The organism is Amycolatopsis sp. NPDC004368 (assembly GCF_053602515.1).
Genome location: NZ_JBSGDT010000005.1, coordinates 99,763 through 112,737, shown reverse-complemented (window position 1 = coordinate 112,737; position 12,975 = coordinate 99,763). Strand labels below are relative to the sequence as shown.

Here is a 12,975-nt window from a genome sequence, read left to right as displayed (position 1 = left end):
CCCCGAATCCCACCGGGAGAGCACATGTCAGAACGACCCCACCGTCATCCCGTCGATGTGCGCCCGAAGTGGCCGCAGCTCGTGCTCGGCGGAATCCAGCACGTCGCCGCGATGTACGCCGGCGTGGTGGCCCCGCCCCTGGTGATCGGCGCGGCAGTCGGGCTTTCACCCGGACAGCTGAGCCTGCTCATCAGCGCCTCGCTGTTCACCGCGGGGCTCGCGACCCTGTTGCAGACACTCGGCGTGTGGCGCTTCGGTGCACGGCTGCCGCTGGTCAACGGCGTCACCTTCGCGTCAGTCGCGCCGATCCTGGCGATCGCGCAGCAGCACGCCGGCAACGCACTCGGTGTCGTCTACGGCGCGACGCTCGTGGGTGGCGTGTTCGTGGTGCTGGCCGCGCCGTTCTTCTCGAAGCTCACGCGGTTCTTCCCACCCGTGGTCACCGGGACCGTGATCACGTTGATCGGAGTTTCGCTGCTGCCTGTTGCCGTGCAGTGGATTTCCGCACAGCAACCGGCCGCGCGGCCCAACGGGTTGCTGCTGGCGGGCATCACGCTGGTCGCGGTGCTGGTGTTCACGCGGTTCCTGTCGGGGTTCTGGAGCCGGATCGCGCTGCTGCTCGGCCTGGTTGTCGGCACGCTGGTGGCGTGGCCACTCGGCGAAGTCGACACGTCGACTCTGCGGCAGGCGCCGGTGTTCGGCATCGCCACACCGTTCCACTTCGGCGCGCCGGTGTTCGACATCGCGGCGATCGTGTCGATGCTCATCGTGATGCTCGTGGTCATGGCCGAGAGCACGGCCGACCTGCTGGCGCTCGGCGAGATCGTCGGGCGGCCGACCACGAGCCGGACCCTGGCCGACGGACTGCGCGCCGACGGTCTCGCCACCGCCGTGAGCACGGTGTTCGGCGGGTTCGCGTGCACGGCGTTCGCGCAGAACATCGGGCTGGTGTCGCTGACGCGGATGGTCAGCCGGTACGTGGTCGCGGCGAGCGGCGTGGTGCTGGTGGTGCTCGGCGCCCTGCCGGTGACGGGCGGGATCGTGGCACTCGTGCCCCAGCCCGTGCTCGGCGGCGCCGGGCTGGTGCTGTTCGGCAGCGTGGCGGTGAGCGGCGTGCGGACGCTGGCGAAGGCGTCGTTCGAGCACCCCGGCAACATCGCGATCGTCGCTGCTTCGCTGGGCGTCGGGCTCATTCCCATCGCGATGCCGGGCTTCTACTCGGGGTTTCCGGCGGCGTTGCAGGTGGTGCTCAACTCCGGCATCAGCGCGGGCTGTCTCGCGGCGGTGGTGCTGAACCTGGTGTTCGGGGAACGATTGATAGAACGCTCTAGCGCCCCGGAGCTATCCTCGGTGCCGTGACTGGCACGAAGGACCGCATCCTGGCCGCGGGCGCGGAGCTCTTCCGCCGCGGCGGCTACACCGGCACGGGCGTGAAACAGATCGTCGAGAAGGCCGGCGCGCCCTTCGGCTCGCTGTACCACTTCTTCCCCGGCGGCAAGGAACAGCTCGCCGAAGAGGTCATCCGCACGTCGGGCATGGAGTACGGGCAGCTGTTCGACCTCTTCATCGCTCCGGCACCTGATGTGGTGACGGGCATCGAGGCGTTCTTCGCCGCCGGGGTGACGACGTTGCTGGAGACGGACTACGTCGAGGGCTGTCCGATCGCCACCGTGGCTCTGGAAGTGGCCACCACGAGCGAGCCCCTGCGCCAGGCGACGGCCGACGTCTTCAGCGCGTGGATCTCCGCGGGCACGGAGAAGTTCACGGCGTTCGGGCTGCCGGCGGAGCAGGGGCGGGTGTTGACGATCGCTTTGGTGACCAGCCTGGAGGGCGCTTTTGTGCTGGCGCGGTCGATGCGGTCACCGGAACCGATGGCCGTGGCGGGCGCCGCCGCGGTCGACGTGGCGCGGCGGCTGCTGGCGGAGCTCGGGCAGGACGGCAAGAAGCGGTAGTCGGTGTCCCGGGGGCACACGGCCCACCTCCGCCGACTGATATCGCGACCTCGCTAGCGGTAGTCAGGCGTCCAGCGGGCCTTGCGCACGGTCTCGGCAAGGTTGTCGTCGGGCGGTGCCACGCCGTCTTTCACGGCCTGCTCGGCGACGGCGACGGCGATGCGCGTGGCGATCTCGGGCACGTCCTCCCACGCCGGCAGCAGGGCCTCGTCCGGATCCCGGAGCGCGGGTGACGCTTCGCCGAGCGTCTTCGCCGCCACTCGCATCATGGCGTCGGTGACGCGGGTGGCGCGCGACGCCGTGACGGCCAGGCCGATGGCCGGGAAGATGTAGACGTTGTTGCACTGCGCGACGCGGTGCTGCTTGCCGTCGCGTTCGATCGGGGCGAAGGGTGAGCCGGTGGCGATGAGGGCGCGGCCGTCGGTCCACTCGTCGAGCTCGCGCGGGTGCGCCTCGGCGCGGCTGGTGGGGTTGGAGAGCGGGAAGATGATCGGCCGTTCGGTTTTGGCAGCCAGCTCGCGGACGATGTCCTCGGTGAACGCCCCCGTCGCGGTCGACAGGCCGAGCAGCACGCCCACGTCGACGTGGTGGACGACGTCGGCGAGCCCGGTGCCCTGCCAGCCTTCCACCCGCGCGGCCGGCTGCGCGAAGCGGCGTTGACCGTCCGACAAGTCGGTGCGGTCGTCGGTGAGCAGGCCGACGACGTCGACGACCCAGATGCGCTCGGCCGCCTCCGCGTCGGTCAGCCCCTGCGCCACCATCTCCTGGCGCACCATCTCCAGCACCCCGATGCCCGCCGACCCGGCCCCGAGCATCACCACCTGCTGTTGCGACAACGGCCGCCCGGCCACCTGCGCCGCCCCGTGCAACGCCCCCAATGCGACGGCGGCGGTGCCCTGGATGTCGTCGTTGAAGGTGAGGAGCTGGTCGCGGTACTTCGTGAGGATCGGCTGGGCGTGGGTGGTCGCGAAGTCTTCCCACTGCAGAAGAACCGTGGGCAGCTCTTCGCGGACGGCCGTGACGAAGTCGTCCACGAAGGCGTAGTACTCGTCGTCGGCGATGCGGCGGTGCCGCCAGCCGAGGTACTGCGGGTCTTCGAGGCGCTCGACGTTGTCGGTGCCCACGTCGAGCAGGATCGGCAACGTGCGCGCGGGGTCGATACCGCCGATCAGCGTGTACAGCGACAGCTTCCCGATCGGGATGCCCATGCCGCCGATGCCCTGGTCGCCCAGCCCGAGGATCCGCTGGCCGTCGGTGACGACGATGACGTCGATCTCCTGGTGGGGCCGGTTCCTGAGCACTTCGCGCAGGTGCTCGCGGTCGGGGTAGGACACGTAGAGGCCGCGCGGGCGGCGGTAGATCTCGCTGAAGCGCTGGCACGCCTCGCCGACCGTCGGTGTGTAGACGATGGGGAGGGTTTCCTCGAGGTGCTCGGCGAGGAGGCGGTAGAACAGCGTTTCGTTGCGGTCCTGCAGGCTGCGCAGGTACACGTGCTTGCTCAGGTCGGTCGGCTGGCGCTCCAGCTCGCCGTAGGTGTGCGCGACCTGCTCTTCGATCGTCTTCTCGGCCAGCGGCAACAGTCCGAGCAGCCCCAGCCGGCGGCGTTCGTCATGGGTGAAGGCGGTGCCTTTGGTGGTGAGTGGGTCGAAAAGGCGTTCTTGTCCACGTTCGGCCATGACCGGGTTTCCTCCACATCGGACGTTCGTCCCGTCGACTCAAGCACGGTGCCGGGCCGGCCGCCAGCATTACCCGTCACGATCGGACGGGGCTGGGCAAACTGCCCTTCACGTACCCGTCAGGTGTTCCGGCCGCACCGGCACCCGCGTCAGAGCCAACCCCGTCGCGGCGCGGATGGCGGCGACGATGGCCGGGGTGGAGGAGATGGTGGGGGGTTCGCCGACGCCGCGGAGGCCGTAGGGGGCGTGGGGGTCGGGGCGTTCGAGGACGTCGATGGTCATCGGGGGCATGTCGAGCACCGTGGGGATGAGGTAGTCGGTGAAGGACGGGTTGCGGACGCGGCCGTCGGTGACCTGGATTTCCTCCATGACCGCCAGACCCAGGCCCTGGGCCGAGCCGCCCTGGATCTGGCCGAGGACGGCCTGCGGGTTGAGGGCCCGGCCGACGTCCTGGGCGCAGTCGAGGGCCACGACCTTGACCAGGCCCAGCTCGACGTCGACGTCCACGACGGCGCGGTGGGCGGCGAAGGCGTACTGGACGTGGGCGGTGCCCTGGCCCGAGTCGTCCAAAGGGAACGTCGGGCGGTGGCGCCATTCGACCGTTTCGTCGAACGTCGAGGTGCCCAAGACGGACACGAGGTCACCCAAGATCGCGCCGTCGGACGCGACGAGCTTGCCGCCCGACACACGCGCGGACGCGGGCAGGCCGGCATGGGCCAAAACCCGCGAGCGGACGGCGGCGGACGCGGCCTGCACCGCGCCGCCGGTCACGTAGGTCTGGCGGGAGGCCGAGGTGGAGCCGCCGTTGCCGATGGAGGTGTCCATGGGCAGCACGGTGACCTGGTCGACGCCGAGTTCCGTGCGGACGATCTGCTGCACGACCGTGACCAGGCCCTGGCCGACCTCGCACGCCGCCGTGTGCACGGTGGCCGCGGGTTCGCCGCCGACGAGCTGGAGGCGGACGCGGGCGGTGGAGTAGTCGTCGAAGCCCTCGGAGAAGCAGACGTTCTTGACCCCCACCGCGTAGCCCACTCCGCGCACCACGCCCTCGCCGTGCGTGGTGTTGGAGACGCCGCCGGGCAGGTGCCGCAGGTCAGCCGAACGAGAACTCGGCAACGGACGTGCGCGCAGGCGGTCCAGGAGTTCCGCGACCGGGGCGGCCGAGTCCACGACCTGGCCGGTCGGCATCACCGCGCCCTCGGTCATCGCGTTGCGGATGCGCAGCTCCACGGGATCCAGGCCGCACGCGGCCGCGAGCTTGTCCATTTGCGACTCGTAGCCGAACGCGGCCTGCACCGCGCCGAAGCCACGCATGGCGCCGCACGGCGGGTTGTTCGTGTAGGCGCCCCAACAATCGATCGACACATTGTCCACTGTGTATGGTCCGATGCCGAGTGTCGCCGCGTTGGCCACCACCGCGGGGGTGGACGAGGTGTAGGCGCCGCCGTCGAGGTACAGGCGGGCGCGGACGAACACGAGCCGGCCGTCGGACGTCGCGCCGTGTTCGTAGTACATCTTCGCCGGGTGACGGTGCACGTGGCCGTAGAAGGACTCTTCGCGGTTGTACACCATCTTCACGGGCTTGCCGGTGTGCAGCGCGAGCAGGCACGCGTGCACCTGGATCGACAGGTCCTCACGGCCGCCGAACGCCCCGCCGACGCCGCTGAGCGTGAGCCGCACCTTGTCGACGGGCAGCCCGAGCGCCGCGACGATCTGCTGCTGGTCCACGTGGAGCCACTGCGTTGCCACGTAAAGGTCCACGCCGCCGACGGAATCGGGCACGGCGAGCCCCGACTCCGGGCCCAGGAACGCCTGGTCCTGCATCCCGACCTCGTACACGCCGGACACCACAACGTCGGCGCGAACATCCGAGGACCCACGCCGGATCCCCACGTGCCGCACCACGTTCCCGCCGTCGTGCAGCGAAGGGCCCTCACCCCGCACCGCCGCCTCGGAGTCGGTGACGGGTTCCAGCTCCTCGTACGTCACCTTGATGCGGTTCATCGCCCGCCGCGCCGTCTCCGGGTGGTCGGCGGCGACGAGCGCGACGGGCTCGCCCTGGTAGCGCACGACCGAGTCGGCGAGCACCGGCTGGTCGGGGTGCTCCAGGCCGTAGCGGTTGACGCCGGGCACGTCCTCGTGGGTCAGCACGGCGTGAACCCCGGGCACGGCAAGCGCTTGTGTGAGGTCGATGCCGGTGATCCGCGCGTACGGGTGCGGGCTGCGCAGGGTCGCGCCCCACAGCATGTCGTCGTGCCACAGGTCCGACGAGTACGCGAACTCGCCGCGCACCTTCACCGTGCCGTCGGGCCGGGGCGCGTTGGTGCCGACGCCGTTGCCGGTGGTCGTCGCGGTGCCGGCGGTCGTCGACGTGCTCGCGGTGGCCGTCATCGGTCCTCCCGCAGCCGGGCGCTCGCGGCGGCCAGGTCGCGGGCGATCACGGTCTCGTCCTCTTCGCGCAGCGCGCCGTGCTCGACGACGGTCCGCCCGCCCACCAGCAGCCGCGCCAACGGCGGCGTCGCACCCAGCACCAGCGCGGCCACCGGGTCGGTGATGCCCGCGTACTCCAGGCCCGAGAGGTCCCACACGGCCAGGTCGGCGACCTTGCCGGTCTCGACCGAGCCCAGCTCGGTTTCGCGCCCGAGGCAGCGCGCGCCACCCATCGTGGCGAGCCACAAGGCTTCCCGGGTGCTCAGTGCCTTCGGCCCGCCGCGCTGGCGTGCCTGCAGCAACGCCTGGTGCAGCTCCTCGCCGAGGCCGCCGGACTCGTTGGACGCGGCGCCGTCGACCCCGAGGCCCACGGGCGCACCGGCGTCGAGCAGGTCCCGCACCGGGGCGATGCCCGCGCCGAGCCGGCCGTTGGACGTCGGGCAGTGCGCCGAACCCGTGCCGGTGGCGGCGAAGCGGCGGATCGCGTCGGGCGCGAGGTGCACGGTGTGCGCGAGCCAGACGTCACGCGCCAGCCAGCCGAGCTTGTCCGCGTACTCGGCCGGCGTGCAGCCGACCTCGGCGAGGCACTGGCGTTCCTCGTCGAGCGTCTCGGCCAGGTGGGTGTGCAGCCGCACGCCCTTGCGCCGGGCCAGGTCCGCCGCGCCGATCATCAGCCGCTCGGTCACGGAGAACGGCGAGCACGGGCCGACGGCGATGCGCAGGTGCGCGTCGGGCGACGAATCGTGGAACCGGTCGATCACGGCCTCCGTGCCGACCAGCGCGGCATCGGTGCCCTCGACGAGGTTGTCGGGCGGCAGCCCGCCCTCGGACTCGCCGCGGTCCATCGAGCCGCGCACGAGGTGCAGCCGCACGCCGACGCGCTGACGGGCCGCGACGAGCGCCTCGACCTGGTCACCGCCGTCGCGCGGGAAGACGTAGTGGTGGTCGGCCACAGTCGTGCAGCCGGTGAGCGCGAGCCGAGCCATCCCGGCCACGCCCGCGGCGTGCGTGATCTCCGCGTCGAGCCGCCCCCACACCGGGTAGAGCGCCACGAGCCACTCGAACAGCGTGTGGTCGGCCACCATCCCGCGGGTGGCCCACTGGTAGAGGTGGTGGTGGGTGTTGACCAGCCCCGGCGTGACCAGACAACCGGACGCGTCGACGTGCTCCTCGGCTTCACCGGTGAAGGTGCCTTCGCCGACTTCGGCGATCACGCCGTTGTCGACGAGCACGTACCCGGATGCGTACTCGGGACCGGTGACCGTGGCGATCGCGGCGTTCTCGACGACCGTCCTCACGCGACACCTCCCTTGACCACGGCAGCGGCGCGCACCGCATCGAGGATCTTCTCGTACCCCGTGCACCGGCACAGGTTCCCCGCCAGCGCCTCGCGGATCTCCTCCTCGCTCGGGCGCGCCACGCGGTTGAGCAGGTCGTGGGCGGCCACGACCAGGCCCGGCGTGCAGAAACCGCACTGCACGGCGCCGTTGTCCACGAAGGACTGCTGCACCGGGTCGAGTGTGTCGCCCTCGGCCAGCCCCTCGACGGTGCGCACCTCGCGGCCCTCGACCTGACCCGCCGCGACGAGGCACGAGCACACCGGCACGTCGTCGAGGTACACCGTGCAGGATCCGCATTCGCCCTGTTCACAAGCGTTCTTCGAACCCGGCAGGCCGAGCCGCTCGCGCAGCACGTAGAGCAGGCTCTCGCCTTCCCACACGTCGTCGGCCTCGCGGGCCTCGCCGTTGACGGTCACGTTCACGCGCACGTGCGCTCGCTCCCCCGGTGTTCGTCCCAGGCCCAGGTCAGCGTGCGTCGGGCGAGCACGGCCAGGGCGTGTCTGCGGTAGTCCGCGCTGCCGCGGACGTCGTCGATCGGCGCGGTGGCCGCGGCCACCAGCTCACCGAAGCGCCGTTTCAGCGAGTCGGCCAGCGGCGCGGGCGCGTCCCACGGCAGCTCGGCCGCCAGGAACTGCTCGGCTTCCCGGGCCCGGCGTGGGGTGGGTGCGGCCGAGCCGACGGCGGCACCCACCTCGCGCGACGCAGGCCGCACGTTCACCGCGAACGAGCAGACGGCGATCACCATCGCGTTGCGCGTGCCGACCTTCGAGAACTGCTGCGGGCCCGCGTGCGCGGGCAGGTGGACGGCGGTGACCAGCTCGTCGGGCTCCAGCGCGTTGCGCTTCACGCCGAGGTAGAACTGCTGCGCGGGCAGCACGCGCGAGCCCCGCACGGACGCGACCTCGATCTGCGCGCCCAGCGCCAGCAGTACCGGGTGGGTGTCCCCGGCCGGCGACGCGGCGCCCAGGTTGCCACCGACCGTGGCGCGGTTGCGGATCTGCGGCGAACCGACCGTGCGTGACGCCATCGCCAGCGCGGGCAGAGGTTCACCCAGCTCGGTGATCACCCGCGAATAAGGCACCGTCGCCCCGAGCCGGATGACGCCGTCCGAAGTGGACCACTCCGCCAGCTCCGCGACCCCGGTGAGATCGAGCAACGCGGCCGGGCGGCGGTGGTCGAAATTGAGCTCCACCATGACATCCGTGCCGCCGGCGATCGGCACCGCGTCGGGGCGTTCGGCCTTCACGGCCAGCGCCTCGGCCAGGTCGACGGGTCGCAGGAAATCCACGCTCGAGCTCCTCCCCACGGGGCTGATGCCCCAGTACACGCCGAACGCGCCCGCGCGGCAACGGTGGCCCGCCATGAAAGCCGCACCAGCGCGAGCCCACCCGTTTGTGCTTTCCTACAAGCCTGATGACGACCGTGAGAACCCTGCTGGGCCTGCCCGGACTGCGCCCGCACCCGAGCACCGCCGAAGACCTGCTCGACCGCGCCGTCACGCGGATCTACGTGACCGAGCTGCCCGATCCGGGCCGCTACCTGACAGCGGGTGAGCTCGTGTTGTCCGGCCTGCTGTGGTGGCGCGCGCCGGGCGACGCCGAGCCGTTCGTGGCGGCGCTGGCCGCCGGCGGTGCGGCCGCACTGGCCGCCTCGGGTGCCGACGCCGGCGGCATCCCGGCCGACGTCGTCGACACGTGCGCCCGCCACGGCGTCCCGCTGCTCGAAGTGCCGCCCGACCTGTCGTTCGCCGTGGTCACCGAGAGGGTGGTGCTCGCGCTCGCCGCCGCCGCCGACGGGGCGCGCAAACGCTTGCTGACCGCCGCCGCGGAGGACGCGCCGCTGGCGGACCTGCTGGCCCGCGCAGCCGAGGAGCTCGGCACGGCGTGCTGGGTGCTCTCCGGTGTGCCCCGCGTGGTGGCCGGCACGGCGGCGCTGCCGGTGTCGGCGGCCGAGCCCGTGCGCCAGTTCGCCGCCGCCCGCGCCCGGCCGACGGCGGCGGCCGGCCTCACCGTGCTGCCGGTGGAGAGCCGGCACGCCGTGCCGTGGCTGCTGGCCGTGGACGGTCCCCTGAGCACCGCGCAGACCGAGCTCGCCGAGGAGCTGGCCGGGCTCGTGGGCCTGGCCCGCGCGCGCTCACGGCCGACGCCCGCGCCGCTGGGCGGGCTCGTGCGTGCGGTCGCGTTGCGCACCGAGGACAGCGCGGAAGCCGACGACGTGCTGGCAGAGCTGCTGGCCACCACAGGGCTTGCGGTGACCCCGACCGGCAGCCGCGACCACACGGAAGCCCTCGCCCTCGTCGCCGACGAGGGTTCGTGGCCCGGTGGCTGGGCCGCGCAGGCGGTGACCGCTCTGTCCACGGTGGAACCCCTGCTGCGGGCGACCCGGATCCTCGCGGGCGTGAGTGACACCGTGCCCGCGGCGGAGTCACGCGGTGCGTTCGAGGTGGCACGCCACGCGCTTTCCCTGGCGGCGAGCCGGGAAGGCGACGTGGTGGTCGTGCCCGCCGCCGAGGTCGGCGTGCACCAGCTGCTGCTCGCGGGCACGTCGACCGAGCTGCGGGCCGCGTTGCGCCGCCGGCTGCTCGGGCCGCTGCTCGACTACGACGCCGAACAGCATTCGGATCTCGTGCACACCGTGCGGGTGTTCCTCGAGTGCTCCGGCTCGCCCACGCGCGCGGCGAAAGCCCTGCACATCCACGTGAACACCCTGCGCTACCGCATCGGGCGGGCCGCGGAGCTGCTCGGCGTGGACCTCACGGACTTCGTCGCTCAGGTCGACGTGTACCTGGCTCTGGTGTCGGAGTCCTGAAAGTCGTGATGGGCCCCCAAGGAGTCTCCTCGGCGGCCCTTCCCGGACCCAACCGGCCAAAACCAGCCGGCCTTTGCCAACCACGGCGCGAGATCGCGCCGGTTTCTTCCCGGCCGATGTGGTCGGCCCCCGGGCCGACCATGTCGGCCGGGAAGAAACCGGCTCCAAGGCGATCTCGCACGCCCCGGCGGAGCCGGGGCCAAATCACAGCCGACGCCAAATTACAGCGCCTTCGCGGCCCGGTCGGCCACCAGCTTCAGGAACCGGCCCGGGTCGGCCAGCTCGCCGCCCTCGGCGAGCAGCGCCATGCCGTGCAGCAGTTCGGCGGTCTCGGCGAGCGAACCGTCCGAAGGGTTCTCCGCGAACGCCTTGCGCAGCCCGGTCACCAGCTCGTGGTCCGGGTTGAGCTCCAGGACCCGCTTGATCTGCGGCATCTCCTGGCCCATCGCGCGGTACATCTTCTCCAGCGTCGGCGTCATGTCACCCGAGTCGCCCACGATGCAGGAGGGCGACGTGGTCAGCCGCGTCGAGAGGCGGACCTCCTTGACGCTGTCGGTGAGCGTCGCGGACATCCACTTGAGCAGGTCTTCGAACTCGGCCTTCTGCTCGTCGGACGTCTCGTCGCCCCCGAGGTCGACCTCGCCCTTCGCCACGGACTGGAACGACTTCTCGTCGAACCCGCTCACGCCGTCGACCCACATCTCGTCGACCGGGTCGGTGAGGATGAGGACCTCGTAGCCCTTGGCGCGGAACGCTTCCAGGTGCGGCGAGTTCTCGATCACCGTGCGCGACTCGCCGGTGAGGTAGTAGATGTGCTCCTGGCCTTCCTTCATGCGCGAGACGTAGTCGCGCAGACTGGTCGGCTTCTCGGCGTGGTGCGTGGACGCGAACGACGAGATGTCGAGGATGGCCGGGCGGTTCTCCGGGTCGTCGAGCAGACCCTCCTTGATCGCGCGGCCGAACTCGCGCCAGAACGTGGCGTACTTCTCGGCGTCGTCGGTCATCATCGTCTTGATCGTGGAGAGGATCTTCTTCTCCAGGCGACGGCGGATCGCGCGGATCTGGCGGTCCTGCTGGAGGATCTCGCGCGAGACGTTGAGCGAGAGGTCCTGCGCGTCGACGACACCCTTGATGAAGCGCAGGTAGTTCGGCATGAGCGCTTCGCAGTCGTCCATGATGAACACGCGCTTCACGTACAGCTGCACGCCGCGCTTCGCGTCGCGCATGAACAGGTCGATCGGGGCCTGCGACGGGATGAAGAGCAGGGCCTGGTACTCGAACGTGCCCTCCGCCTGCATGCGGACGGTTTCGAGAGCGTTGTTCCAGTCGTGGCTGATGTGCTTGTAGAACTCCTGGTACTCCTCGTCGGAGACTTCCGAGGAGGGGCGGGCCCAGAGGGCCTTGCGGGAGTTGACGGTCTCGAGTTCCGGCTCGGTGCCTTCTTCGGTGCTGTCGGGGGTGCCCTGCTTGGCCATGCGGACCGGCCAGGTGATGAAGTCCGAGTAGCGCTTGACGATCTCGCGGACCTTCCACTCCGACGTGTAGTCGAAGAGGTGGTCCTCGTCGTCGGCCGGCTTGAGGTGCAGCGTGACGGCGGTGCCCTGCGGGGCGTCGGCGACCGGTTCGATCGTGTAGGTGCCTTCGCCTTCGGATTCCCAGCGGACGCCTTCGGTGGTGCCGGCTTTGCGCGTGGTGAGGGTGACCTTGTCGGCGACCATGAAGCTGGAGTAGAAGCCGACGCCGAACTGGCCGATGAGGTCCTGGGACCCGGCGGCGTCCTTCGATTCCTTGAGCTTGCGGAGGAACTCGGCGGTGCCCGACTTGGCGATGGTGCCGATGAGGTTCACGACGTCGTCGCGGGACATGCCGATGCCGTTGTCGCGGACGGTGAGGGTGCGGGCGTCCTTGTCCACGGTGAGCTCGATGTGGAGGTCGGAGGTGTCGGCTTCGAGGTCCTTGTCGCGGTAGGTCTCGAGGCGGAGTTTGTCGAGCGCGTCGGAGGCGTTGGAGATGAGCTCGCGGAGGAAGATGTCCTTGTTCGAGTAGATCGAGTGGATCATCAGTTGGAGGAGCTGGCGAGCTTCGGACTGGAACTCGAGAGTCTCGGCCTGCGTCGCTTGTTCGGACATGGTGTCGTTGTTCCTTTCCCACCCCACACCAGAAAGACGGCGGCGAGTTTACCTGGGGCGGGGGTGGGGGGTTTATGGGTGTTGGTGGGGTGTGCGTCTGGGGTAGTTGTCGTCCTCGTAGGGGCGGGGTGGGTTGGTTCGGGTGCGGGTCCTCGCAGGGCGACTTGAGTCGGTTCGGGTGCGTGTCCTCGCAGGGCGACTTACGTTGGGCGTGCACCCCGAAGCTGGAGTGTGCTGACGGCCGCTGAGCCGTTGTCAAGGCGGGAAAGCGTGCCTTGACAACGGCTCGGCGGCCGCAGTGCGGCTTCGGATCGGGGTGCGGGGAGGGGCCTGGGTGATACGGCCCTGCCGTGGTCAGGGGCCGTTGCGGTAGCTCGTGGGCTGTCTGTTGCGTTGGTGGGTGAGATCCCTCGCCCTGGCGAGCGAGAGCCCCGCACGGTGATCGGGTGGAGGTCCCTCGCCCTGGCAAGTGAGAGCCCCGCACGGTGATCGGGTGCGGGTCCCCCGCGCTGGCGAGCGGGAGCCCCTCGCGGTGATCGGGTGGGGGTCCCTCGCGTTGGTTCGGGGGTGGTCGTCGCGGTGGTGGGTGGGGGCTTCTCGCCGTGGTGCGGGGGTGGGGTGAGCATCCCGATGTGGCGTT

9 protein-coding genes are annotated in these 12,975 nt (G+C 70.8%); 3 read left to right on the top strand and 6 right to left on the bottom strand.

Features of this window, described 5'->3' with window-relative positions; genetic code table 11:
* Window positions 1–24 precede the first annotated feature (24 nt).
* Both ACWEOE_RS10430 and ACWEOE_RS10425 read left to right on the top strand, forming a co-directional pair.
* Window positions 25–1,359 carry a nucleobase:cation symporter-2 family protein gene (locus tag ACWEOE_RS10430; protein ID WP_452006772.1) on the top strand — a complete coding sequence of 445 codons (1,335 nt, stop codon included), beginning with the start codon at window positions 25–27 and terminating at the stop codon, window positions 1,357–1,359.
* A complete protein-coding gene (locus ACWEOE_RS10425; RefSeq protein ID WP_452006770.1) occupies window positions 1,356–1,952 on the top strand; it encodes a TetR/AcrR family transcriptional regulator in 597 nt (198 codons plus the stop codon). Before ACWEOE_RS10430 ends, ACWEOE_RS10425 begins: the two co-directional genes overlap by 4 nt.
* A 53-nt stretch (window positions 1,953–2,005) precedes the next feature.
* Here the strand turns inward: ACWEOE_RS10425 and ACWEOE_RS10420 are convergent, their stop codons facing one another.
* The 5 genes from ACWEOE_RS10420 to ACWEOE_RS10400 form a co-directional block, all read right to left on the bottom strand.
* On the bottom strand, window positions 2,006–3,628 hold the full coding sequence (locus ACWEOE_RS10420; protein WP_452006767.1) for an NAD-dependent malic enzyme: 1,623 nt from the start codon (window positions 3,626–3,628) through the stop codon (window positions 2,006–2,008).
* Window positions 3,629–3,736: 108 nt separating this feature from the next.
* Window positions 3,737–6,019: a xanthine dehydrogenase subunit D gene (gene pucD, locus ACWEOE_RS10415; RefSeq protein ID WP_452006765.1), complete on the bottom strand. Its 2,283-nt coding sequence runs from the start codon at window positions 6,017–6,019 to the stop codon at window positions 3,737–3,739.
* Window positions 6,016–7,356 (bottom strand): 8-oxoguanine deaminase, encoded by a 1,341-nt coding sequence (locus ACWEOE_RS10410; protein ID WP_452006762.1) that lies wholly within the window; start codon window positions 7,354–7,356, stop codon window positions 6,016–6,018. Before ACWEOE_RS10410 ends, pucD begins: the two co-directional genes overlap by 4 nt.
* Window positions 7,353–7,826 carry a (2Fe-2S)-binding protein gene (locus ACWEOE_RS10405; RefSeq protein ID WP_452006759.1) on the bottom strand — a complete coding sequence of 158 codons (474 nt, stop codon included), beginning with the start codon at window positions 7,824–7,826 and terminating at the stop codon, window positions 7,353–7,355. Before ACWEOE_RS10405 ends, ACWEOE_RS10410 begins: the two co-directional genes overlap by 4 nt.
* Complete coding sequence (locus ACWEOE_RS10400) at window positions 7,817–8,686, bottom strand: FAD binding domain-containing protein (RefSeq protein WP_452006756.1); 870 nt, start codon at window positions 8,684–8,686, stop codon at window positions 7,817–7,819. The genes ACWEOE_RS10405 and ACWEOE_RS10400 overlap by 10 nt, the downstream gene beginning before the upstream one ends.
* Before the next feature lie 125 nt (window positions 8,687–8,811).
* Between ACWEOE_RS10400 and ACWEOE_RS10395 the strand changes: the two genes are divergently transcribed.
* A complete protein-coding gene (locus tag ACWEOE_RS10395; protein WP_452006754.1) occupies window positions 8,812–10,206 on the top strand; it encodes a helix-turn-helix domain-containing protein in 1,395 nt (464 codons plus the stop codon).
* 221 nt (window positions 10,207–10,427) lie between these two features.
* On the opposite strand, the gene htpG is transcribed toward ACWEOE_RS10395, so the two are convergent.
* Window positions 10,428–12,335, bottom strand: a complete 1,908-nt coding sequence (htpG, locus tag ACWEOE_RS10390) for a molecular chaperone HtpG (protein ID WP_452006751.1) — start codon at window positions 12,333–12,335, stop codon at window positions 10,428–10,430.
* Window positions 12,336–12,975: the final 640 nt, after the last annotated feature.

Bases quoted from the DNA above. Each gene is read 5' to 3' on its own strand.
- ACWEOE_RS10430 (WP_452006772.1), top strand. From the start codon at position 25: ATGTCAGAACGACCCCACCGTCATCCCGTCGATGTGCGCCCGAAGTGG.
- ACWEOE_RS10420 (WP_452006767.1), bottom strand. From the start codon at position 3,628: ATGGCCGAACGTGGACAAGAACGCCTTTTCGACCCACTCACCACCAAA.
- pucD (WP_452006765.1), bottom strand. From the start codon at position 6,019: ATGACGGCCACCGCGAGCACGTCGACGACCGCCGGCACCGCGACGACC.
- ACWEOE_RS10395 (WP_452006754.1), top strand. From the start codon at position 8,812: ATGACGACCGTGAGAACCCTGCTGGGCCTGCCCGGACTGCGCCCGCAC.
- htpG (WP_452006751.1), bottom strand. From the start codon at position 12,335: ATGTCCGAACAAGCGACGCAGGCCGAGACTCTCGAGTTCCAGTCCGAA.